This is a genomic window from Micromonospora sp. NBC_00330 (genome assembly GCF_036136635.1).
In the GTDB taxonomy this organism is placed as follows: domain Bacteria; phylum Actinomycetota; class Actinomycetes; order Mycobacteriales; family Micromonosporaceae; genus Micromonospora; species Micromonospora salmantinae.
The window spans coordinates 5,136,739-5,158,387 of the sequence record NZ_CP108012.1; the positions used below are offsets into that span (position 1 = coordinate 5,136,739).

The following is a 21,649-nucleotide window of genomic DNA, read 5'->3' on the forward strand; positions in this document are numbered from 1 at the left end:
GGCGGCTCGGCGGACGGGGGGCCGAGCCCGATCCGGGTACGGTCGAACGGCACGTCAGGGTGGTCGAACCGCCCGACAGTGAGGCGACGACGTGAACGGGCACAGCGGAGGAACCATTCCACGGCAGGGCGTCACCGAGCGCCAGCGAGGCGGCGACATGCCTGAGGTCAGCGACGAGGCGGCGGCAGCTGTCGGCGACCGACGGGCGACGCCGACGGCGGCGCCGAAAGCCAAAGCTCCCTCCCGGGTCCGCATGTCGGCGGCCCAACGCCGGGAGCAGTTGATCGCGACCGGCCGGCAGCTCTTCGCCGAGCGCGGTTTCGACGCCACCTCCATCGAGGAGGTGGCGGCCCGCGCCAAGGTCTCCAAGCCGGTGGTGTACGAGCACTTCGGTGGCAAGGAAGGGCTCTACGCGGTGGTGGTGGACCGGGAGGTCCGGGCCCTGTTGGACCGGATCACCACGGCGCTGACCGCCGGGCATCCGCGGGAGTTGCTGGAACAGGCGGCGCTCGCCCTGCTGACCTACATCGAGGAGGAGACCAGCGGTTTCCGGGTGCTGGTCCGCGAGTCGCCGCTGATGTCCGGCACTGCCACCTTCAGCAGCGTCATGAACGACGTGGCGCACCAGGTCGAGCACATCCTGGGCGCCGAGTACAAGAGCCGCGGGTACGACCCGAAGCTCGCCGAGCTGTACTCGCAGGCGCTGGTCGGCATGGTGGCGTTGACCGGTCGCTGGTGGTTGGAGGTGCGTAAGCCGCGCAAGGAGACGGTGGCGGCGCACCTCGTCAACCTGGCCTGGAACGGGTTGTCGCACCTGGAGGCCAAGCCGACGCTGATCACCGCGCGGCGCAACTGACAGCGATCAGCGGCGGTGCACGTCGGCCACCGGGTGCTTGCGGTGCTCCAACTCCGCCTCGGCGGATTCCGGTGGGCCGACCTTGTCGTACAGGCCGGTGCCGAGCAGGATCAGGCCGAACAGCATCGACACGACCACCGTCGACATCGAGAAGTTGAGGAAGTTCGCGTCGGTCTGCAGCACCGACATCATCAGGATGCTGGTCACCAGGAACACCACGCCGGCGGTCAGGTTCATGTAGTGGCCGAGGTTGGTGCGCCGCGAGGCTCCGATGATCAGGACGACCCCGAAGATCACCGAGGCGAGCGAGAAGGCCAGGTTGGTCCGGAGCCCGAGGGCCCAGGTGCTGGTGCGGGCGAAGAGCGGGTCCCCGATCGTCTCGGCGACGCCCCAGACGCCGAAGATCAGGATGTAGACGCCGATCAGCCCGGAGAGCACCCGGTAGAGCGGCCGTGCCGGATGGTTGACCGGAAAGTGCGGCATGCCCAGACCCCCTGATGCGACCGTTTCAGGGGAATTGTCGCCCAGGCCAGACCCAACTGTCCGAAGAACCACAAAGCCGGAAGGGTCCGCCGAAAGGCTGGACCGAGTCAGGTTTTCGCCGGAGCCCGAGCTGCGCAGGGATCAAGCCTGACCGCCCGGAGCAGCTCGGGCTCCGGCGAAAACCACCGCCGCAACCAGGGAAAAACTCAGAGAACGAGACGAGCCTTCTGGAACGCCTCAGCCTCATCCTCCGTGCCGACCTTGCCGTACATGCCGACCATGAGCAGCACCAGGGCGGCCGTCATCACCACGACCACCGTGGTGATGCTGAAGTTGAAGATGTTGGCGTCGGTCCGGATGAACGCGAGACCGGCCAGGCTGACCACCATGAGGCTGTACGCCAGCCACTGGTTGATCGCCACATCGATGTTGCGGCCGAGCGCGGTGCCGACCAGCACGACGATCCCGACCAGCACGCTGAGCAGCGAGAAGCCCAGGTTGGTGCCCTGACCGAGGACCCGGGTGTCGTCCTGGGCGAGGATCTCGTTGCCGGTGCTCGCGACGATGCCGAGCACACCGAAGACGACCAGGTACAGACCGGTCAGCCCGCCGATCGCCCGGTAGATCGGCCGCGCGGGGTGGTTGACGGGGGTGTGTGCCATGTCTGTGTCTCCAACGCCGTGGGGTAGGTGTCGCCGACGATTGTCTCGCATGTGGTGGTGTGACGCCGCACACGGGGCCCGGGCCGGCGCGCCCGGGCGGTCAGCTCTCGGGCAGGTCCTCGGCGAGGGTCATCCAGCTCTCCTCGATCCGCTCCCGTTCGGCGCGCAGATCCTTGAGCTGGGTGTCCAACTCGGCGACCCGGGCGTAGTCGGTGGCGTCGGCCGCGAGCTGATCGAGCAGCGTGGTCTCGCGCTGGTCGAGCTTGCTGAGCTGCCGCTCCAGCCGGGTCAGCTCCTTGCGGGCCTGACGGACCTCGGCGGCGGACATGCCACCTCCCGAGGGGGCGCCGGGCGCGGAGGTCGAGGTGACGCCCGCCCGGGGAGAGCCGGCCCGCTCGGCGGTCCGCGCGAGGTATTCGTCCACACCGCCAGGCAGGTGCACCAGCCGACCGTCGCCGAACATCCCGTACGCCGTGTCGGTGACCCGCTCGATCAGGTACCGGTCATGGCTGGCCACGATGATCGTGCCGGGCCACGAGTCGAGCAGGTCCTCCAGCGAGGCGAGGGTGTCCGTGTCCAGGTCGTTGGTGGGCTCGTCGAAGAGCAGCACGTTGGGCTCGCCGGCCAGCAGCCGCAGCATCTGCAATCGGCGGCGTTCCCCACCGGAGAGGTCACTGACCGGGGTCCAGAGGCGGCGGTCGTCGAAACCGAACACCTCGGCGAGCTGCGAAGCGGAGACCTCCCGGTCGCCGAGCTGAACCCGGCGGGCGACCTCCTCCACCGCCTCCAGCACCCGCAGGTGCCCGGGCAGCTCGGTGAGTTCCTGGGAGAGGAACGCGGGCCGCACCGTGGAGCCGGTGCCGAGGCGGCCACCGTCGGGGCGGGTGATGCCGGCGAGCATCCGCAGCAGCGTGGTCTTGCCGGCGCCGTTGGCACCGAGGATGGCGATCCGGTCGCCGGGGCCGACCAGCCAGGTGACGTCGCGAAGGATCTCCTTCGGGCCGGCGTGCAGCTCGACGTTCTCCAGGTCGTACACCTGCTTGCCCAGCCGGGAGGTGGCCATGCGCTGCAACGACATGGTGTCGCGCGCCGGCGGCACGTCGGCGATCAGCGCGTTCGCGGCGTCGATGCGGAACTGCGGCTTGGAGGTCCGCGCGGGCGGGCCACGGCGCAGCCAGGCGATCTCCTTGCGGAGCAGGTTCTGCCGGCGGGCCTCGGTGGCGGCGGCGACCCGCTCGCGCTCGGCGCGGGCGAGGGTCCAGGCGGCGAAGCCACCCTCGTAGGCGCGGACGGTCTGGTCGGCGACCTCCCAGGTGTTGGTGCAGACCGCGTCCAGGAACCACCGGTCGTGGGTGACCACGACCAGGGAGCCCTTGCGGCCGACCAGGTGCCGGGCCAGCCAGTCGACCCCGCCGACGTCCAGGTGGTTGGTGGGCTCGTCGAGGATGAGCAGGTCGGAGTCGCGCACGAGCAGCGCGGCGAGCGCCACCCGGCGGCGTTCGCCACCGGACATCGGGCCGACCGGCTGGTCGAGGCCGAGGTGTGGCATGCCGAGGCCGTCGAGGATGGCCCGCACCCCGGCGTCGCCGGCCCACTCGTGCTCGGCCCCCATGCCCTCGGCGAGCCAGGCGGTGCCGAGCACCACGTCCCGGACGGTGGCCTCGGGAGCGAGGGCGAGTTGCTGCGGCAGCCAGAGCACACGCAGGTCACGGCGGTGGGTCACCCGACCGTCGTCGGGGTCCTCCTGCTTGGTGAGCAGCCGCAGCAGGGTGGACTTGCCGGCGCCGTTGAGGCCGACCACGCCGATCCGGTCGGCGTCGTCCAGGCCGAGCGAGACGTCCGTGAGGAGCCGCCCGGCGGCGCCGTACCCCTTGGACACCCGGTCCAGATTGACGATGTTCGCCACGTTCCACCCTTCATGATCAAGGCGTCCCGGTGCCGGCGGGCACCTGGACGCCTGTCCCAAGGGTACGCGGAACCCCGGAGCGCCCGCGCCGCGCGCCAGCAGCTCCGGTGGAACGCGTCGTCAGCCGACGCGGGCGCCGGCTACCGGACCGTGCGCGACCCGCGCCTCCCGGCAGACGCCGGCGGCGGTCAGCTCGGCGGCGATCCGCTCCGCGTCGGCCGCGTTGGCGGCGAGGAACACGCAGGTCGGGCCGGAGCCGGAGACGATTCCGGTCAGCGCGCCGGCCGCCTCGCCTGCCTTCAGTGTGTCGGCCAGCGCCGGGCGCATGGCCAGCGCGGCGTCCTGGAGATCGTTGCCGAGCGTACGGGCGAGCACCCGGGGGTCACGCTGGCGCAGCGCGCCCAGCAGGGCGTCGGTGCTGCCGAGCGGGGCGCCGGCGGCACCGGAGTCGCGGAGCCGATCCAGCTCCCGGTACGCGGTCGGGGTGGAGAGGCCGCTGTCGGCGATCGCCACCACCCAGTGCCAGGAGGTGGGGCGGGCCAGCACGGGGCTGATCGCCTCACCGCGGCCGGTGCCCAGCGCGGTGCCGCCGTAGATCAGGAACGGCACGTCGGAGCCGAGGTCGGCGGCGATGCCGGCCAGCTCGTCGCGGGACAGCCCGGTGCCCCAGAGCGCGTCGCAGGCCACCAGCGCGGCGGCCGCGTCGGCGCTGCCACCGGCCAACCCACCGGCGAGCGGGATCTGCTTGCGCAGGTGCAGTCGGGCGTGCGGCAGCACCCCCGCGTACCCGGCGAGGGCGTGCGCGGCGCGGATCACCAGGTTGGTGTCGTCCAGGGCCAGCTCGCCGGTGCCCTCACCCTCCATGGTCAGGGCGAGGGTGTCGCCCCGGCGGGCCGTCAGCTCGTCGTAGATCGAGATGGCGTGGTAGATCGTGTTCAGCTCGTGGTAGCCGTCCCGACGCAGCGGACCCACCCCGAGGTGCAGGTTGACCTTCGCGGGCACCCGCACCCGCACCGGGCCGATGGCCCCGCGTCGTTCGTCGTCGTCCGGTCGCCAGGCCTCGGTCACGGGGTGATGTCCCGCACTCGCAGGCGGATGTCGAACGGCTTGGCCACGATCAGCTCCTCGGCGTCCTGGGCGGGCACGGCGTCAGCCTACTTCCCGGCCGGCGTACCGACCGGAGCCGACGCGGCGATGGCGGCGAACTGCTCGACGGTCAGTGACTCCCCGCGGGCGCCGGGGTCGACGCCGGCGGCGGTGAGCGCAGCGGCGGCCCGGTCCGCGCCACCGGCCCAGCCGGCCAACGCGGCGCGCAGCGTCTTGCGCCGCTGCGCGAACGCCGCGTCCACCACTGCGAAGACCCGCTCCCGGGGTACGTCGGTGCGGGGCGGCTCGTGGCAGGTGAAGGAAACGAGGCCGGAGTCGACGTTGGGCACCGGCCAGAACACGTTCGGCGGCACCTTGCCGGCGCCCCGGGCCTGGGCGTACCAGGCGAGCTTCACCGACGGAATGCCGTACACCTTGGAGCCGGGACCGGCGACGAGCCGGTCGGCGACCTCCTTCTGCACCATCACCAGACCGTGTCGCAGGGTGGGCAGCACGGCGAGCAGGTGCAGCACCACCGGCACTGCGACGTTGTAGGGCAGGTTCGCCACCAGCGCCGTCGGTGCCGGGTCGGCCAGTTCGGCGGCGGCGATGCGCAGCGCGTCCGCGCGGTGCACGGTGAGCCGGGCGGCGTCGGCCCCGGCGTGCCGCGCGACGGTCTCCGGTAGCGCCCCGGCGAGCACCGGGTCGATCTCCACGGCGTGCACGTGCCCGGCGACCGGCAGCAGCCCCAGGGTCAGCGAGCCGAGCCCTGGCCCCACCTCCAGGGCCACGTCGTCGGGGGTGAGGCCGGCGGTGGTCACGATCCGGCGCACGGTGTTCGGGTCGTGCACGAAGTTCTGGCCCAGCTTCTTGGTGGGCGCGACGCCCAGCCGGGCGGCGAGTTCCCGGATCTCCGCCGGGCCGAGGAGACCGGTCATGGCTGGCAGCGTAGCGACGGGGTCGGCGCCGACCGTCGGGCCGGGCTCACCATGGGCCGAAGGCCCGGTCGCCGGTGGCGGAGATGGCCGCGCACAGCTCGTCCAGGTCGCTGCCGGTGGTCGCGGCGAGCGCGCGGACGGTGAGCGGAATCAGGTACGACGCGTTCGGCCGGCCGCGGTACGGCATCGGAGTGAGGTACGGGGCGTCGGTCTCCACCAGCATCTGATCCACCGGGGTGAGCGCGGCGGCCTCGCGCAGCGCCGTCGCGCTGCCGAAGGTGACGGTGCCGGCGAAGCTCAGCAGGTAGCCGCGACGGACGCACTCGCGGGCGAAGTCGGCGTCGCCGGAGAAGCAGTGCAGCACCACCCGGTCGGGAGCGCCCTCGTCGTCAAGGATCCGCAGCACGTCGGCGTGCGCGTCGCGGTCGTGGATGACCAGCGTCTTGCCGTACCGCTTGGCGATGGCGATGTGCGCCCGGAAACTCTGCTCCTGCGCGGCACGCCCCTCGTCGCCGGTCCGGAAGAAGTCCATTCCGGTCTCGCCGATCCCCCGGACCCGATCCCGGGCGGCGAGTGACTCGATCTCCCGCAACGCCTCGTCGAGGTCGCCGAGCCGGGGTGCCTCATTGGGGTGCAGCGCCACGGTGGCCAGCACGGCGGGGTACCGGTCGGCGGTGTCCGCGCCCCACCGGGAGGAGGCGACGTCCACGCCCACCTGGACCAGCCGGTCCACGCCGACCTTCGTTGCCAACGCGATGGCCACGGCAACCGGGTCGTCGGCCGACCCGCCGCCGGGCACACCGGCCTCGCTGACAGTGATGTCCAGGTGGGTGTGGCTGTCCAGCACCGCCCGGGGCAACGACTCGGGGGCGGGCGGAAACTCTCCGGCCCGCCGGGCGGCACGCTCGCGGCGGGATTCAGTGGGCTCGCTCATCAGCGACAGCATCACACATCGGGCCTGTCCATCTGCCCGCCACCCGACGTTCACCCCGGCTACGCCGCGCGACTCTACGGTCGCTCACGAGCGGACGCGACAGCGTGCGGACCTCATCCCACCGAGCAGCGAGGCGACGGCATGAGCGTCACCCCCCAGGCCGGTGGCAGCGCCGGCGAACGGACCGGACTGCACGTGGCGTTCGACGGCGGCGTGTACCCGGCCGAGGAGATCGCCCGAGGCGCCGCGTACGAGTTGTTCAGCGCCGACGAGGTGGCCGGCTTCGAGTGGGCACCCCGCCCGGGTAGCGCCCTGCCGTGGCACCGGTTCGTGCACGTCACCGAGGTGACCGCTGTGCACGGGGCGACGGAGCCGGCCGACGAGCCGGAGACACCGCTGCTGATGCCCGCTCACCGCGAGCGGGGTTGGGCGTACCTGCACCAGCTCAGCCAGCAGCCGGCGGCGGCGGGCGACCCGATGCTGGCGGCGGCGCGCGCGTCGGCGGTGGTCCGGCGGGGCACCCGGATGATGAAGGTGCTCTCGGCCCAGCAGCTCGCCGGCTACGTACGGGGTTGGCTGCCGCACGGCTTCTGCTACCGCGAGCACGACGTGGCGCACCTGCGTACGCCGGCGACGACGACTGTGCTGCGTACCGATGGTGACGCTGGCCGGGACGGCCCGGACGTGGCGTACGCGCTGCGCTGGCGCGCGTCCGACCCGGGTGACTACGACGTGCCGGTGGGCCCGGCACACCGCGGCCTGACCGCGCTGGCCTCCCGGGACCGGCTCGGCGCCCCGGTGCTCGGCACCGGCTTCGTGCCCAGCAACCATCAGCTCATCCCGGAGTTCGTCACCCGGGACTTCGCCGACCTGCCGATGCCGGCGAACGCCGCCCTCATCGCGTACCCGGCGGAGGGGGTGGAGGTGGTGCTGTACACCTACCAGGCCGAACAGCGCGGATGGCTGCGGATGGTGGGCCCCCAGTGGCGGCACCTGCTGGCCGCGGTGCCGGGCCTCTCCCCGGACCAGGAGTACGTGCCGAACGCCGACACTCCCCGCTCCACCCAGTTGGTCGGCATGTACGGCGACAGCGAGTACGAGGCGGTCGCCGACCTACCCGGTGGGTTCCGGGTGCTGGCGATGACCCGGGCGGCCCGTTACCCGGTGGACGCGGTGGCCCGCCGGCTCCGGTTCGCCCAGTGGCGTGGGGTGCCGTGCCTGGTGCTGCGGGAGGAGGCCGGCTGGTTGCGATTGCGCCTGCGCTACCCGAACCCCGACAGCGTGGTCACGACCGGCGCGCAGTGTCAGGAACGCGGCGTCTACGAGGCCTGGGCGCCGGGCGCCGAGGTGACCGACGACCAGGTGATGGACACCCGGTACGCGATGTGAGAGCGCGCGGCGGCGGGGCACCCGCCGCCGCGCGTCGTGCGTTCAGTCGGCGAGCCGGGCCAGTTCCTCGTCGACGATCGACGGGTCGAGCTTGCGGAACACCGGCTTCGGCGCGGCCAGCGGGCGACCTGCCTCGATCGACACCGACTCCCAGCGCGCGCCGACGGTGTAGTCCCCGGTCAGCACCGGGTACGCCGGGCCGCCGTCCAGGTCGTCGACCTGCTCGATCACCGGCATCGGCGCGTGCACGCCGGTGCCCCCGAGCAGCTCGTGCACCTGCTGCGCGGAGTGCGGCAGGAACGGGGTGAGCAGCGTGTTGGCATCGTTGATCACCTGAAGGGCGACGTGCAGGATGGTGCCCATCCGGGGCTTGTCCGCCTCGTCCTTGAGCTTCCAGGGCGCCTGCTCGGAGAGGTACCTGTTGGCCTCGGCGACCACCTTCATGGCCTCGCCGATCGCCTGCTTCTGCCGGTGCCGGCCGATCAGGTCGCCGACGGTGGTGAACCCGGTCCGGGCGACGGCGAGCAGCGCCTCGTCGGCCTCGGTGAGCCCGGCCGGGTCGACCGGCGGGATCGCCCCGAAGTTCTTCGCGGCCATCGAGACGCACCGGTTGACCAGGTTGCCCCAACCGGCCACCAACTCGTCGTTGTTGCGGCGCAGGAACTCGGCCCAGGTGAAGTCGGTGTCGTTGCTCTCCGGGCCGGCGGCGGCGATGAAGTAGCGCAGCGCGTCGGCGTCGTAGCGCTCCAGGAAGTCGCGAACATAGATGACCACCTTGCGGGACGAGGAGAACTTGCGCCCCTCCATGGTCAGGTACTCGCTCGACACCACCTCGGTGGGCAGGTTGAGCCGACCCAGCTCGCCCGGCTCACCGTCGCGGGAGCCCTCGCCGGAGTAGCCGGAGAGCAGCGCCGGCCAGATCACCGAGTGGAAGACGATGTTGTCCTTGCCCATGAAGTAGTAGGACTGGGCGTCCTTCCCCGCGCCGTCGGCGGACCAGTACTTCCGCCACGCGTCCGGGTCGCCGGAGCGACGGGCCCATTCGATCGAGGCGGACAGGTAGCCGATCACGGCGTCGAACCAGACGTAGATCCGCTTGTCCGACCGGTCGCGCCAGCCGTCGAGCGGGATCGGTACGCCCCACTCCAGGTCACGGGTGATCGCCCGGGGCTGGAGGTCGTCGAGCAGGTTGCGGGAGAACCGCAGCACGTTGGGCCGCCACCCCTCGCGGGTGTCCAGCCACTGCCGCAGCACCTCGGCCAGGGCCGGCAGGTCCAGGAAGAAGTGCTCGGTCTCGACGAACTTCGGAGTCTCCCCGTTGATCCGCGACTTCGGGTTGATCAGGTCGATCGGGTCGAGCTGGTTGCCGCAGTTGTCGCACTGGTCACCGCGGGCGCTGTCGTACCCGCAGATCGGGCAGGTGCCCTCGATGTAGCGGTCGGGCAGGGTGCGCCCGGTGGACGGGGAGATCGCGCCCATGGTGGTCTTCGGCACGATGTAGCCGTTGCGGTACATCCCCTCGAACAGCTCCTGCACCACCGCGTAGTGGTTACGGGTGGTGGTGCGGGTGAACAGGTCGTAGGAGAGACCGAGGCCGTGCAGGTCCTCGACGATCACCCTGTTGTACCGGTCGGCCAGCTCGCGCGGGGTCACCCCGTCGGCGTCGGCCTGCACCTGGATCGGGGTGCCGTGCTCGTCGGTGCCGGAGACCATGAGCACGTCGTGGCCGGCCATCCGCATGTACCGGGCGAAGACGTCGGAGGGAACGCCGAAACCGGAGACGTGACCGATGTGGCGGGGGCCGTTGGCGTACGGCCAGGCCACTGCCGCGAGAACGTGACTCATGAGCAGTGAGCCTAGTGACCCGTCCGGGGCGTTCGCGAACCAATGGGGGGTGCCGGACCGCCGGACCGGGCCGACCACCTCGCCCGTTGGTCCGATTTGTCGCCGACACGCGGCTCAGCTGCCCGTTTCACCTCCTGGCGCGGTGTGCAATGAACGTCGTGACGGGCAGAGGAGCGGCGCGGGACCACGAGGACCGTCCCACCGGGTCGGCGGTCGGCGACGACCCGGGGCCCGAGCCCGCCGCGTCCCGGGTCGCCGGGGTCGCGCCGCAGCCCCGGTTCGTGCCCAGCGCCGACCCGGGTGCGCAGCGGCCCACCCCGGCGGGGAGATCCGCCGCCCCGGCCCGCCCCGCGCCGGCGGCGCCGTCACCCACACCGACTCGTCCGACCCCGGGGGCACCCGTACCCAGCCCGGTCCGGCCCGGCTCGTCGGGCCTGCCGGCCGGCGCGGCACCGGCCGGCGCGGAGCCCGTCGAGGTGGAGCCGACCACCGGCGCGCCGGTGGACGCGGTGCCGCGTCGGGTGCCGGTCCGGCAGCAGGGTCGCCGGCAGCGCGACAACGGGCCTGACGGCGACCCGCCGGACGACGACGGCGCTTTCTGGGCGCCGATCGAGCAGGTGCACTGGGACGGCACCCCGGTCCGCAAGGACGCGGCACCGGCGCGGCTTCGCGGCTTCCGGCTGGCCCGGCGCCGGGCACCCACCCGCACGCCCCTACCGCCGGATCCGCTGCCCGGGCTCGCCGCGCTGGTGGTGCTGAGCCTGGTCACGGCCTTCTTCGCCTGGGTCAGCGCCGGCCCGTTCTGGCTCGCGGTCGGGCATGCCCGGACGGGCACCGTGGTGATCGACGACTGCTCCGGCGGCGGGCTCACCCTCCGGTGCCGGGGGATCTTCACGGCCGAGGACGGGCGGTTCATCGCCCATGGCGTCCGGGTCAGCGGCGTGCCCGTCGAGGGAAGCACGGCCGGCACCCCGCTGCCGGCGCGGATGACCGGCCCGGACAGCGGTACCGCGTACACGGACGTCGGCGTGGGCCGGCACCTGCGGTGGCTGCCCGGTCTGCTGGTGGTGCTGGCCTGCGCCGCCGGCATCGTCCGGTGGACCGGGTCGGCCCGGCTGCCCGGTCGCCGGCACCGCCGCTGGGCAGTGGCCGCCGCCATCGCCGGCCCCACGCTGATCACCGTCGGTTTCCTGGCCGCCGCGTGGTGAACAGGCCGGCCGGCGGACCGGACCACAGCGGTCAGCTGTGCACGATCGTGTAGACGTCCCGGCGGCGCAGCGCGTACTCGGTGGCGACGTCGGTGATGGCGTCCCGGCGGGACCGGCCGGCGGCCTCCCGCTCGGCGACGGCGGCGCGCAGGGTGTCGTCGTCGGGGCGTTCGGCAGCGGTCACCGGGGCTCCGGCCACCACCAGGGTGATCTCTCCGCGCGGGTCCCCCTCGGTGGCCCACCGGGCCAGCTCGCCGAGAGGGCGGCGGAGCACCTCCTCGTAGGTCTTTGTGAGTTCGCGGCAGAGCGCGGCCGGCCGGTCCGCCCCGAACGTGTCGGCCAGATCGGTGAGCATCGCCCCGATCCGGTGCGGAGCCTCGAAGAAGACCAGGGTGCGCTCCTCGGCGGCGAGGGCGCGCAGCCGGGATCGGCGGCCGCCGGGGGTACGGGGCAGGAAGCCCTCGAAGCAGAACCGGTCGCAGGGCAGCCCGGAGACGGCCAGCGCGGTGGTGACAGCGCTGGGCCCGGGGGCGACGGTGACCGGCGCCCCGACGTCCAACGTGGCACGGACCAGCCGGTAGCCGGGGTCGGAGACGCTGGGCATCCCGCCGTCGGTGACCAGCGCCACCACGTAACCGCCGAGGATGGCCTCGACCAGCTCGGGGGTGCGCCGCTCCTCGTTCCCCTCGAAGTAGGAGACGATTCGACCGCCGACGGTGAGGTCGAGGTCGCGGGCCAGCCGGGTGAGCCGGCGGGTGTCCTCGGCGGCGACCACGTCGGCGCTGATCAGCACCTCCCGGAGTCGGGCCGAGGCGTCGGCGGGGTTGCCGAGTGGAGCACCGAGCAGAATCAGGCGCCCAACTTCGGACATTTCACCCACGGATTCGTCTCCTTCATTGCTGGGAATACCGGTATCAGGGACGACGGACGCCACCGGACACCTTGGCAGCCTACGATCGCCGGGTGACGAGTGCGTCGACAGCGCAGAGCCCGAGCGCCGATCCGGACAAGATGATCCAGGCGACGGGCGAGCCCGGTGCCACCCAGGAGCCGACGGCACCGAGCGCCGAGGGCGGCGGGGTGGCCGCTGTGGTCCGGCGACGGTTCGCCACCGTCGACACCCAGGTGGACCGGTTCTCCTGGCTGGCCACGGCGGTGGTGGTGGCCATCGCGGCGATCGTGCGCTTCGTCGGGCTGTCCAGCCCGAAGGGCAAGATCTTCGACGAGACGTACTACGCCAAGGACGCCTACGGGCTGATCTCGCGTGGCGTGGAGTGGAACTACAAGGACAACGTCCCGTCGTACGTGGTGCACCCGCCGCTGGGCAAGTGGTTGATCGGCGTCGGCGAGTGGGCGTTCGGCTATCAGGACGCCGATTCCAAGGTCTCCGTCCCCGGGCATCTGATGACCACCGCGCCGGAGTTCGGCTGGCGATTCTCGGCGGCGGTGATCGGCACGCTGTCGGTGCTGCTACTGGTCCGCATCGGTCGGCGGATGTTCCGCTCGACGGTGCTCGGCTGCGCGGCCGGCCTGCTGCTCGCGCTGGACGGCTTCCACCTGGTGCTGTCCCGGGCGGCCCTGCTCGACATCTTCCTGCTCTTCTTCGTGCTGGCGGCGTTCGGCGCGCTGGTGCTCGACCGGGACGCCCGCCGTCGGCGCTGGGCTCGGGCCCTGGACGACGGGCTCGATCCGAGCCAGCCGGGCCGGGCCGGCCGCCCGCCGACCGGTTGGCGCACCTGGCCGTGGTGGCGGCTGGCCGCCGGGGTGCTGATCGGCTGCGCCTGTGCGGTGAAGTGGAGCGCCCTGTACTTCGTGCCGGCCTTCGCGCTGTTGGTGCTCTTCTGGGAGGTCGGCGTCCGCCGCTCGGCGGGCGTCCGCAGGCCCTGGCGGGACACCCTCGTCAACGAGCTGCCCTGGCTGGTGCTCGCCGGCGTGCTCATGGTGGGCACCTACCTCGCCACCTGGTCGGGCTGGCTGCTCACCGACGACGGTTACTACCGGCTCGCGTCGTCCTACCCGGGCTCCCGGCTCAGCGACCGGCCGGTGATCGGCCCGCTGATCAATCTCTTCGAGTACCACCGCGCGGCGTACGGCTTCCACGCCCAGCTTGACGACGCACACAAGTACCAGTCGTGGCCGTGGCAGTGGCTGCTGTTGGGCCGGCCGGTGGCGTTCCACTACGCCGGCGACGGCGTCTGCGGCGCGGCGAGCTGCGCCTCGGAGATTCTGCTGCTCGGCACCCCGCTGCTCTGGTGGTCGTTCCTGCCCGCTCTGGTGGCGCTGGCCTGGCTGGGTGTGGCCCGTCGGGACTGGCGGGCCGGCGCGATCCTGCTCACCGTGGCCGCCGGGCTGCTGCCATGGTTCTGGTTCGCCCTCGACGGCCGGACGATGTTCTCGTTCTACGCCGCGCCGGCCGTGCCGTTCCTGGTGCTGGCAGTGGTGTACGTGCTGGGCGCGCTGATCGCGCCCGCCGGGGGTGACGTGGGTACTGTGGCGCCGCTGGTGCCCGGTGACCCGAGTTATGAGCGCCGACTGGTGGGCAGCATCGCGGCGGGGGCGTACGTGCTGCTGGTCGCGCTCTGCTTCGCGTACTTCTATCCGATCTTCGTGGGTCGGGTGATTCCGTACTCGGACTGGCTGTCCCGCATGTGGCTCGATGGTCGGTGGATATAAGCATCGACAGGCGACGCGCCGCACAGCGCGACGGAAGAAGGGCCCGCACGCCGAAGCGTGCGGGCCCTTCTTGACAAAGACGCGCGCCCCGATCGCCTGCCACGGGGGAAGCGGGCGATTGGGGCGCGCATGAAGAGCTTAACCACCGCGCACCACCGGCACAACGGGTCGACTTGGGTCAGATTTCCGACGGATGCTGGCCGAGCCAAGACCTTCCCTCGCACAGTTGACCGAGGGTGACCCGGCGTGGACCCTGAGCGCGGGCGCGGCCGGTCAGAGGCGACCCCTGGCATGGCCGGAGTCGCCGGTTCCGCGCGCCTCCACCCAAACGATCATCCAAAGTGGATCTCACTACACTGCGAGTCGTGATCAACTTCAGACGATCGACGGCGGTCCTTCTCGGACTGTTGGCGACCACCGCGCTGACCGGGCCGGCGCAGGCCGACGAAGAGCCGGCGCCCGAGCCACCCCGGGTCGAGCTGGTGCTCGACGTCAGCGGGTCGATGCGCGCCGCCGACATCGACGGACGCACCCGGATCTCGGTCGCCCAGCAGGCCTTCAACGACGTGGTGGACGCGCTGCCCGAGGAGACACAGCTCGGCATCCGGGTGCTCGGCGCGACCTACCGCGGCAAGGACAAGAAGGTCGGTTGCCAGGACACCCAGCAGATCGTGCCGGTCGGGCCGGTGGACCGGTCCGCCGCCAAGGCGGCGGTGGCGACACTTCGGCCGACCGGGTTCACTCCGGTCGGGCTGGCGCTGCGCTCCGCCGCGCAGGACCTGGGCACCGGGGCCACCACCCGGCGGATCGTGCTGATCACCGACGGCGAGGACACCTGTGCTCCGCCGGACCCGTGCGAGGTGGCCCGGGAACTGGCCGCCCAGGGCACCAGCCTGGTCGTCGACACCCTCGGCCTGGCCCCCGACGAGAAGGTTCGCCGGCAACTGCTCTGCATCGCCAGCGCGACCGGCGGGACCTACACCGCCGCCCAGAGCGCCGAGGAGCTGACCGACCGGATCAAACAACTCGTCGAGCGGGCCGGAGACACACACACCCGGGCCCCGACCGTGGTCGGCGGCACGAGCGCGTGCGACTCGGCACCACTGCTCGCCCCCGGCGTCTACGCCGACCGGGAGGCGTTCTCCGAACATCGCTACTACCGGGTGCCGATCCGCCCCGGGCAGGAGCTGCGGGCTTCGGTGAGCATGGCGCTGGACCGGCCCGTCAACCGGGACTACGGGGTGCTGCTGCGGGCCACAGCAGCCGACGGCCGGGAACTAGTCCGCGGCGCGGACGCCGGCAGCGGGCGGGCCGACGTGCTCTCCGCCGGGCTGCGCTGGTCGGCCACCGCCGACGACGAGGATGCCGCCGAGACCGAGCAGAGCTCCGCGCCGGTCATCGAACCCACCACCGTCTGCCTGGTGGTCAGCAACTCGTTCGCCCCACGTCCCGGCACCGCGGCGACCCCGGGCATGCCGGTGGAGTTGACCATCGACGTGGTCGCCGCCGCACCCGCGCCGGACGGACCGGACCTCGGCCGGGGCTGGGTGCTGCTCGCACTGCTCACCATCGCCGGGCTGATCACCGGTCTGCTCGCCGGTCTGCTCACCCGCTGGTGGGTCGCCACCTGGAGGGAGAACTGATGCGTACCGCACTGTTCCGGTCGATTGCGGCGCTGCTCGCCGCCGGCGTGGCCGCTCTGCTCCCCGCAGCGGCCGCCGCCGCACCAACCCCCTCCCCGGGTGCCACGCCGGTGAACCGTGCCGGCACGTCGTTCCTCACCGCCACCCCGATCACCGCCGGACAACCGGTACGAGTGGACGCCTCGATCGGCGACCACCTCTACTGGTCGTTCCCGGCGACGGCCGGGCAGGTGCACGAGATCAACGCCACCGTCACCTTCCCGAAGGGACGCAGTGGCGCCTCCACCTGGACGGTGGACGTCTTCGACGGGCTGCGCCGACGCCAGGCGTGCACGGCGGGGGCCCAGACCCCGACCGTCGACGCGAAGGCGTCGAACGTGGTGCTGGGCTGCACGCTGCGCGAGGTGCGGTCGTGGGCGGAGCCCTGGTCGGCCGACCCACTGCCCGGCACGTACGTCGTCCGGCTCTCCGTGATCGAGCTGCCGGAGCCGGATCTGGGTGCGCCGATCGACGTCGACCTGCTGGTCGGCACCGTCGCCGACCGGGGCGCCTCGGCTGACGACGGCGAGTTGGCCGCCCCGCTGGTGCCGAACACCAAGGCCGGCACCGTGCTCAACGCCGTACCCCCGGTGGACGCGGAGGCCGACGACGAGACCGGCTCGCTGGCGGACTGGTTGCCGGATCTCGGCTCGCGCTGGGTCTGGACCGGCATCGGCGGCGCGCTCGCCGCGGTGGCCGGCGTGTTCGGATTCGCGGTGACCCGACGCCCTCGACGTCGCTGAAACGCCACCTCTGGTGGCCCCGCCCAGCGGCGGGGCCACCAGAGGCTCAGCTACGTCGGGTGCCGCGCGGCAACCAGCCGATGAACCTATCCTGGAGCGACATCACCGGGGCGGCACGCAGATCCTCGGTGGCGGCGGCGAGGCAGGAGCCCAGATAGACGCTGAGCATTGCGCGATCACCCCCGTACTCCGCCAGCAGCCGGGTGCGCTTCGTCGCGCACGGCCACTCGTCACCGCAGGAGCCGCAGCTCCAGCAGGGGGTCTTCGGGGCGTGTTCGTCAGCCCGCACCCCCGGCCGTTCCAGGCCATCGGTCATCGCACGTCCTTCCAGATGTCCACGGGACTGGCGGCTGCCGTGCCGGCCAGCATTGATGGTGGTCCCCCCGGAGCCATCAGGGAGAGCGCTGCGCGTCCCTCCGGTGTTACATCTTTGCGGTACCTTCGGCGGTCGTGGGAGTCGGAAATTTGACGGTTAACTCTCTGCGTCATTCCTACCGACCAGTAGGTCACCGGAATGCGTGACCTGCTGCCATCGACGGTCGCCGTCGCCGTCGCCGGGCCCGAGGACTGGACGGGCGAGTTGCTCCCCGCTGAGCAGGCATGCCTCGGCGAGCGGGCGGTGCAGACCCGTCGGCGGGACTTTGCCGCGGGAAGGACTTGCGCCCGCAGGGCATTGCGCGACCTCGGCCTGCCGACGACAGCAGTGCCGGCCGCCGCCGACCGCGCGCCGGTCTGGCCGGCCGGGGTGGTCGGCAGCATCACCCACACCGCCGGCTACTGCGCCGCCGCGGCGGCGCACACCACCGACATCAGGTCCGTCGGAATGGATGCCGAGCAGCACCGCGAGGTCAATCCGGGAGTACGCCGACTCGTGCTGCTGCCCGAGGAGGAGGCCACCTGCGCACGTCTGCCCGGCGGCACCTACTGGCCGGTCGTGCTGTTCAGCGCGAAGGAGACCGTCTACAAGGTGTGGCATCCAGTCGTCCGCAGCTGGTTGGACTTCCACGACGCCCTACTCGACATCGATCCGGATGCCGGCACGTTCACCGCCCGGATCGCACCGGCCCGGGTGGACGCGGCGGGGGTCGACGACCCTCCGACATCGATCAGCGGCCGATTCGTGATCGCCGACGGGCTGGTCCGCACGGCCGCCGTACTTCCCACACGTTGACCTCGAGTGGTTACTCATAGCGATGAATGGAATACCGATCCACAATGGCGTTCGGTGATCGGCCGAACACCGTCCACGCTGGCCAGAGTGGTTTCGCATCCTCGTGGTGGGAAGCCCTCCGGCGTGGGCACTGGACGTTCCGCCACCCACGGTAACGTCGAAGAGTTCCCCGCACCGCACGTACCGAAGCGTCAAGGAGTACGGTGACCCACCCCCAGCCACGCGTCAGGCCGCACGACCCCCGACAGCCGAACCCGCAGCCGCCGACCCGCTCGTTCTCGGCGACACCGCAGCCGCCGTTCTCCGGGGCCGCGTACCCGGCGGCGGGCGGGTACACGGGCGATGGCGGCGGATATCGGGCACCCGGTGGCTCCGGCTACCCGATCATCGCACCACCACCGGCGCAGACGGACCGCGCCAAGAAGTCCGTCGTGATCGTCGCCGTCACCGCGGCCGTACTCACACTGCTCACCTGCGCGGGCGGCATCGTGGCGGTCGTCATCGGCACCAAAGGCACCTCGACCACCGTGAGCGAGGCACAGGCCACGCCACCGCCGGCGAACGGCGACACCCGCGACCTATCGCCGGGCGACACACTGGTCGTCAACAGCGAGGCCGGCACCGTCGAGATCACCGTGACGAAGTTCAGCAGCGCCACCAAACCCTGCAAGTCCCACGGGCTGAAGCCCGGCGAGGGCATGTACGTGATCGCCGACGTGACGGTGGCTGTCACCAAGGGCACCGTGTCGACGAACCCGCTCTACTTCCAGTGGGTCGCCGCCGACGGCACCAAGACCACAGCGATCGGTGGAGCCCTCTCCGGCTGCGGCAAACCGATGCCGGCCGTCGACGACCTGACCGCTGGCACCAGACGCACCGGCAGCGTGGTGTTCGACGTGCACGACACCTCGGGCGCGTTGGAGTACCAGGACCAGTTCCAGACCGCCGGTTCCTGGAAGCCGTGACGCGCTGACGCGACGTGGGGCCGACCCGTCCGGGCCGGCCCCACGCGGTGGGAGAGTCGGTGGGTCAGCAGCCCGTCCAACGCACCGGAGTCAACCGGTCGGCGAGGACGTTGCGGAACCCGACGATCGTGCCCGAGTCGGAGATGGACCGCGCACCGACGACCACCCCTTCGCCGCCACCCGGCAGGACCCGGGAGGTGGCGCCCCTGGCAACGCGGTCACCACCCACTACGACACCCTTGGCGTTGACACCGGTCAGTGCCGGCATTTCCTGGTCGAGCAGCGTGTGCGAGCCGTTCCGAAGGTCCCACCGAACCCTGCTCGAGGTGGTGGCGTCGCTCAGCCATACCTGGCCGATCGCCCAGCGACCCGCCGCCGCGCCGGCCGTGCTCCACTCGGCGCCCGGGAACGTGAGCGCGTCGATCCGGCCGTTCGGCCGGCGGACCCAGCTGTTCCAGTCTCCGAAGGGCCCGGCGCTGCCGACGATGGTCCCGTTGTCGGTGATCCCACCTGCCTGGGCGTCGACCGGGGCGTCGAGCACCTCCACGGTGCCCGGACGGGCGGCCGGCCAGCGCAGCGCGACCATTCCCCCGGAGACGATGTCCGAGCCGTGGCCGACGATGTCGCCGGCATCGTTGATGGCGCTGACATACGTGGCGGTGGACGGCAGCACCGGCAACTGCTCGAGCTTGCCGCCGCGGTACCTCCACGGCTGCCCGTAGCCGCTCTCCGCCGATCCGTTGCCGATCACGACGCCATCGGCGTTGATGTCGACGGGGGTGGCCGAGGCCTCCGACTCCAGCTCGGTGACCCGCTGCCCGTCCCAGAACAGCAGCAGGTACTGGTTCTCGGTCTCACCGACCCGCAGCGCCGTCCCCGCGACGTAGCGACCCGTCGGGTCGACCGCGTTCGCGTCGGCGCGATACGTGTCGGTCGGGTACGGCAGGGTACTGATCTTGCAGGTGCGGGAGGTCGCCCCGCCGGGCGCGGCGGTCGCCGTCCCGGAGACAGCGACGCCGAGAGAGGTCGCCAGCAGACCGGTTGCGGTGGCTGCGAGCATCCGGCGTCGAGTGCTTCGATTCATCCTTGCTCCCCGTGTGCGGCCCGGGTGCTCCCGGGCTTTCGGTTGATACCGGCTTCACAGGTGAGCTGGCTGCACGGTTGCGTACTGTCAGCCAAGGGACAGAAGTGGATCTGCCGGAGCTACCGCCCCCATGCCTCGGTGGCGGTGACGACGGGCCGGCCCGTGCGTACCGATTCGTCGATGGCGAGGCTGATCAGGTGGTCCTGGCAGGCTTCGGCAAGCGGATACGGAGCCGGGCCCTCCTCCCGCGCCCACTCCCCGGCGCGGGCGACGATGTCGGCCACCGCGATGTCGTCGTCGGACATCCCGCTGCCGACGAACGGATTGCGGTAGACCACGTCGCCGTCGAAGCTGATGTGCTTGAGGTCGAGCCCTTCCAGGTTGAGGTCGAGACCGGTCTGCCGCCGGGTCAGTAACGACTCCACCGGCGTGCTCGGGTCGACCAGGCGGACCACCCGGTCGTCCACCAGCTCACCGCGCGAGCCCCGGACCACCAACCGGCGGGTACGCAGCGGGTTCCACCACTGGTTGTCGGTGAAGTCGTACAACCCCATCCGCCCGCCGAAGTCGATGGTCGCGAGGGTGGTGGAGAGTTGCTGCGGGGTGTCGTCGCCGCTCCAGCCGGCCGGCGAGAGCGGGTTGGCCAGCGGCGCGACGAAGGCGCGGGCGCTCACCTCGGCACTCTCGTGGCCGACGCCGAGCAGACCCCGGATCAGTGAGACCGCGTGGTACAGGTGGGTCGAGGAGATCTGGACCGAGGTCGGCTCACCGAGCACCCCGGCGCGGACCAACGCCAGCCGCGCCGCGTGCCCGGGCATCAGCAGGTACTGCTCGGCGACCTGCACCAGGCCGCTGCCTCCGACGTCGGCCCAGAGCGAGCGCAGACCCGCCAGGTCGGGGGCGGGTGGCGTCTCGGCCAGCACCGGTACGCCGGCCGCTACCAACTCCCGGGTCGCCTCGGGTGTCACCGGCCACGGCACCGACACGATGACGAAGTCCGGCCGCTCGTGGGCGAGCATCTCCGCCGTCGTGCGGAAGGTCGGCACGTCCCAGTCGGCGGTCACGGCCGCTCCCCGCGACTCGGTACGCGTCACCACCCCGGTCACCCGGAACCGCTCGGGGAGCAGCCGGGCCAGGCGAAGGAAGAACTCACCTCGCCAGCCGCTGCCGACGATGCCGAACCGGGTCTGGGCCACCGAAGTCATCTGGGCTCCTCACGTAGAGGTCCGGATGCTAACCGTTCTCCTTCGCTACGGTTGTGCCGATGACCACCGAGCCGTTGCGGGCCGTACCCGTGCTGGTGCCCGATGCGGGACCGGCCCTGGACTACTACCTGGTCCTATCTCGACTCGACGACAGCGGCCCGGCCACCACTGTGGAAGGGATCGTCGTCGAGGAGTTCAGCCGCCACCACGACTTCACCACGACGGGGCTGGACAGCGCCGGTTGGACGCCGGACGCCGGCTGGTGGAGTTCCGCCGCGCTGAGCCGCGGCATGCGCGCCGACCCCGAGGTGCTGGCGCGGGTGCTCCCCACCTCCCGCCGGGAGGCCGAGGACGTCTACCGCGCGCTCGGTGGTGGGCAACTGCCGGACGAGTCGGTGCTTCGTACGCACTTCCTCGACCATCAACCGATCGCCACCGCCCCGCCGCTGCGGCTCGGCCCGGCGCAGCCACCGGCCGGCTTCCACGAGCGGCGGGTGTACCGCGTCCTCTTCGCCAAGGACATTCGCGCCGAGCAGGTGGCGAGCCTCCGGACGGCCTGGCGGACACCGGCGGGCGGCACTGTCGCATCAGTCGCGAGCGGTCGTCTCGACGAGCACGGTGACCAGTTCACCTGGGATCTGCGCCGCGTCGGCCACTCTCTGGCCTGGTGTCTCGACGTGACCGTTCTGCTGAGCACCGACGCGGCCGAGGCGGTGGGCTCGACCCTGTCCGAGCTGACCAACGTCCTGCGCGAGCATGGGCTCATACCGGTGACGACTGAACGCTTCGCCTAGCGCGTAGCACTGCTCACCGGGCTAC

General features: G+C 71.8%; 20 protein-coding genes. 9 read left to right on the forward strand and 11 right to left on the reverse strand.

The window, feature by feature from the left end:
* Positions 1-157: 157 nt before the first annotated feature.
* A complete protein-coding gene (locus OG598_RS23170; protein ID WP_328651051.1) occupies positions 158-856 on the forward strand; it encodes a TetR/AcrR family transcriptional regulator in 699 nt (232 codons plus the stop codon).
* A 6-nt stretch (positions 857-862) separates the two neighbouring features.
* Here OG598_RS23170 and OG598_RS23175 read toward each other — a convergent pair whose 3' ends face one another.
* The 6 genes from OG598_RS23175 to OG598_RS23200 form a co-directional block, all read right to left on the reverse strand.
* A complete protein-coding gene (locus OG598_RS23175; protein ID WP_328651052.1) occupies positions 863-1,339 on the reverse strand; it encodes a DUF4383 domain-containing protein in 477 nt (158 codons plus the stop codon).
* A gap of 206 nt (positions 1,340-1,545) precedes the next feature.
* On the reverse strand, positions 1,546-2,001 hold the full coding sequence (locus OG598_RS23180) for a DUF4383 domain-containing protein (protein WP_328651053.1): 456 nt from the start codon (positions 1,999-2,001) through the stop codon (positions 1,546-1,548).
* A gap of 100 nt (positions 2,002-2,101) precedes the next feature.
* Entirely contained in the window at positions 2,102-3,907 is a 1,806-nt protein-coding gene (locus OG598_RS23185; protein ID WP_328651054.1) for an ABC-F family ATP-binding cassette domain-containing protein, read from the reverse strand.
* 120 nt (positions 3,908-4,027) lie between these two features.
* Entirely contained in the window at positions 4,028-4,975 is a 948-nt protein-coding gene (locus OG598_RS23190) for a 4-(cytidine 5'-diphospho)-2-C-methyl-D-erythritol kinase (RefSeq protein WP_328651055.1), read from the reverse strand.
* Between the two features lie 86 nt (positions 4,976-5,061).
* Positions 5,062-5,931, reverse strand: coding sequence for a 16S rRNA (adenine(1518)-N(6)/adenine(1519)-N(6))-dimethyltransferase RsmA (gene rsmA, locus OG598_RS23195; RefSeq protein WP_328651056.1), 870 nt, complete (start codon positions 5,929-5,931; stop codon positions 5,062-5,064).
* A gap of 46 nt (positions 5,932-5,977) precedes the next feature.
* Entirely contained in the window at positions 5,978-6,877 is a 900-nt protein-coding gene (locus OG598_RS23200; RefSeq protein ID WP_328651057.1) for a TatD family hydrolase, read from the reverse strand.
* Between the two features lie 129 nt (positions 6,878-7,006).
* On the opposite strand from OG598_RS23200, the gene OG598_RS23205 reads away from it, so the two are divergent.
* Entirely contained in the window at positions 7,007-8,254 is a 1,248-nt protein-coding gene (locus OG598_RS23205; RefSeq protein WP_328651058.1) for a hypothetical protein, read from the forward strand.
* Positions 8,255-8,296: 42 nt separating this feature from the next.
* On the opposite strand, the gene metG is transcribed toward OG598_RS23205, so the two are convergent.
* Positions 8,297-10,099 (reverse strand): methionine--tRNA ligase, encoded by a 1,803-nt coding sequence (metG, locus tag OG598_RS23210; RefSeq protein WP_328651059.1) that lies wholly within the window; start codon positions 10,097-10,099, stop codon positions 8,297-8,299.
* 149 nt (positions 10,100-10,248) lie between these two features.
* Between metG and OG598_RS23215 the strand changes: the two genes are divergently transcribed.
* Positions 10,249-11,307 carry a hypothetical protein gene (locus tag OG598_RS23215; protein WP_442931351.1) on the forward strand — a complete coding sequence of 353 codons (1,059 nt, stop codon included), beginning with the start codon at positions 10,249-10,251 and terminating at the stop codon, positions 11,305-11,307.
* Positions 11,308-11,338: 31 nt separating this feature from the next.
* Here OG598_RS23215 and rsmI read toward each other — a convergent pair whose 3' ends face one another.
* Entirely contained in the window at positions 11,339-12,178 is an 840-nt protein-coding gene (gene rsmI, locus OG598_RS23220; protein ID WP_442931352.1) for a 16S rRNA (cytidine(1402)-2'-O)-methyltransferase, read from the reverse strand.
* 140 nt (positions 12,179-12,318) lie between these two features.
* Here rsmI and OG598_RS23225 point away from each other — a divergent pair, with 140 nt between their 5' ends.
* The 3 genes from OG598_RS23225 to OG598_RS23235 all read left to right on the forward strand — a co-directional run bounded on the left by OG598_RS23225 (position 12,319) and on the right by OG598_RS23235 (position 16,405).
* Entirely contained in the window at positions 12,319-13,980 is a 1,662-nt protein-coding gene (locus tag OG598_RS23225) for a dolichyl-phosphate-mannose--protein mannosyltransferase (protein WP_328655413.1), read from the forward strand.
* A 365-nt stretch (positions 13,981-14,345) separates the two neighbouring features.
* A complete protein-coding gene (locus OG598_RS23230) occupies positions 14,346-15,623 on the forward strand; it encodes a VWA domain-containing protein (RefSeq protein ID WP_328651062.1) in 1,278 nt (425 codons plus the stop codon).
* A complete protein-coding gene (locus tag OG598_RS23235; RefSeq protein ID WP_328651063.1) occupies positions 15,623-16,405 on the forward strand; it encodes a peptidase in 783 nt (260 codons plus the stop codon). Before OG598_RS23230 ends, OG598_RS23235 begins: the two co-directional genes overlap by 1 nt.
* Before the next feature lie 46 nt (positions 16,406-16,451).
* Here the strand turns inward: OG598_RS23235 and OG598_RS23240 are convergent, their stop codons facing one another.
* A complete protein-coding gene (locus OG598_RS23240; protein ID WP_328651064.1) occupies positions 16,452-16,721 on the reverse strand; it encodes a hypothetical protein in 270 nt (89 codons plus the stop codon).
* A 198-nt stretch (positions 16,722-16,919) separates the two neighbouring features.
* On the opposite strand from OG598_RS23240, the gene OG598_RS23245 reads away from it, so the two are divergent.
* Both OG598_RS23245 and OG598_RS23250 read left to right on the forward strand, forming a co-directional pair.
* A complete protein-coding gene (locus tag OG598_RS23245; RefSeq protein ID WP_328651065.1) occupies positions 16,920-17,576 on the forward strand; it encodes a 4'-phosphopantetheinyl transferase family protein in 657 nt (218 codons plus the stop codon).
* A gap of 203 nt (positions 17,577-17,779) precedes the next feature.
* A complete protein-coding gene (locus OG598_RS23250; protein WP_328651066.1) occupies positions 17,780-18,541 on the forward strand; it encodes a DUF4352 domain-containing protein in 762 nt (253 codons plus the stop codon).
* A gap of 64 nt (positions 18,542-18,605) precedes the next feature.
* Here OG598_RS23250 and OG598_RS23255 read toward each other — a convergent pair whose 3' ends face one another.
* Both OG598_RS23255 and OG598_RS23260 read right to left on the reverse strand, forming a co-directional pair.
* On the reverse strand, positions 18,606-19,625 hold the full coding sequence (locus OG598_RS23255) for a hypothetical protein (RefSeq protein WP_328651067.1): 1,020 nt from the start codon (positions 19,623-19,625) through the stop codon (positions 18,606-18,608).
* Positions 19,626-19,744: 119 nt separating this feature from the next.
* The gene (locus OG598_RS23260) at positions 19,745-20,830 is read right to left on the reverse strand and encodes a Gfo/Idh/MocA family protein (RefSeq protein WP_328651068.1); all 1,086 of its coding nucleotides are present in this window, start codon (positions 20,828-20,830) and stop codon (positions 19,745-19,747) included.
* A gap of 59 nt (positions 20,831-20,889) precedes the next feature.
* On the opposite strand from OG598_RS23260, the gene OG598_RS23265 reads away from it, so the two are divergent.
* A complete protein-coding gene (locus tag OG598_RS23265) occupies positions 20,890-21,624 on the forward strand; it encodes a hypothetical protein (protein ID WP_328651069.1) in 735 nt (244 codons plus the stop codon).
* The last annotated feature ends 25 nt before the right edge of the window (positions 21,625-21,649 follow it).

Excerpts from the sequence above, each read along its gene's own strand:
- rsmI (WP_442931352.1), bottom strand. The coding sequence starts at position 12,178 with ATGTCCGAAGTTGGGCGCCTGATTCTGCTCGGTGCTCCACTCGGCAAC.
- rsmA (WP_328651056.1), bottom strand. The coding sequence starts at position 5,931 with ATGACCGGTCTCCTCGGCCCGGCGGAGATCCGGGAACTCGCCGCCCGG.
- OG598_RS23240 (WP_328651064.1), bottom strand. The coding sequence starts at position 16,721 with ATGACCGATGGCCTGGAACGGCCGGGGGTGCGGGCTGACGAACACGCC.
- OG598_RS23170 (WP_328651051.1), top strand. The coding sequence starts at position 158 with ATGCCTGAGGTCAGCGACGAGGCGGCGGCAGCTGTCGGCGACCGACGG.
- OG598_RS23200 (WP_328651057.1), bottom strand. The coding sequence starts at position 6,877 with ATGCTGTCGCTGATGAGCGAGCCCACTGAATCCCGCCGCGAGCGTGCC.
- OG598_RS23175 (WP_328651052.1), bottom strand. The coding sequence starts at position 1,339 with ATGCCGCACTTTCCGGTCAACCATCCGGCACGGCCGCTCTACCGGGTG.
- OG598_RS23265 (WP_328651069.1), top strand. The coding sequence starts at position 20,890 with ATGACCACCGAGCCGTTGCGGGCCGTACCCGTGCTGGTGCCCGATGCG.
- OG598_RS23260 (WP_328651068.1), bottom strand. The coding sequence starts at position 20,830 with ATGACTTCGGTGGCCCAGACCCGGTTCGGCATCGTCGGCAGCGGCTGG.
- OG598_RS23255 (WP_328651067.1), bottom strand. The coding sequence starts at position 19,625 with ATGAATCGAAGCACTCGACGCCGGATGCTCGCAGCCACCGCAACCGGT.
- OG598_RS23225 (WP_328655413.1), top strand. The coding sequence starts at position 12,319 with ATGATCCAGGCGACGGGCGAGCCCGGTGCCACCCAGGAGCCGACGGCA.
- OG598_RS23245 (WP_328651065.1), top strand. The coding sequence starts at position 16,920 with ATGCGTGACCTGCTGCCATCGACGGTCGCCGTCGCCGTCGCCGGGCCC.
- OG598_RS23180 (WP_328651053.1), bottom strand. The coding sequence starts at position 2,001 with ATGGCACACACCCCCGTCAACCACCCCGCGCGGCCGATCTACCGGGCG.
- metG (WP_328651059.1), bottom strand. The coding sequence starts at position 10,099 with ATGAGTCACGTTCTCGCGGCAGTGGCCTGGCCGTACGCCAACGGCCCC.
- OG598_RS23205 (WP_328651058.1), top strand. The coding sequence starts at position 7,007 with ATGAGCGTCACCCCCCAGGCCGGTGGCAGCGCCGGCGAACGGACCGGA.
- OG598_RS23235 (WP_328651063.1), top strand. The coding sequence starts at position 15,623 with ATGCGTACCGCACTGTTCCGGTCGATTGCGGCGCTGCTCGCCGCCGGC.
- OG598_RS23215 (WP_442931351.1), top strand. The coding sequence starts at position 10,249 with ATGAACGTCGTGACGGGCAGAGGAGCGGCGCGGGACCACGAGGACCGT.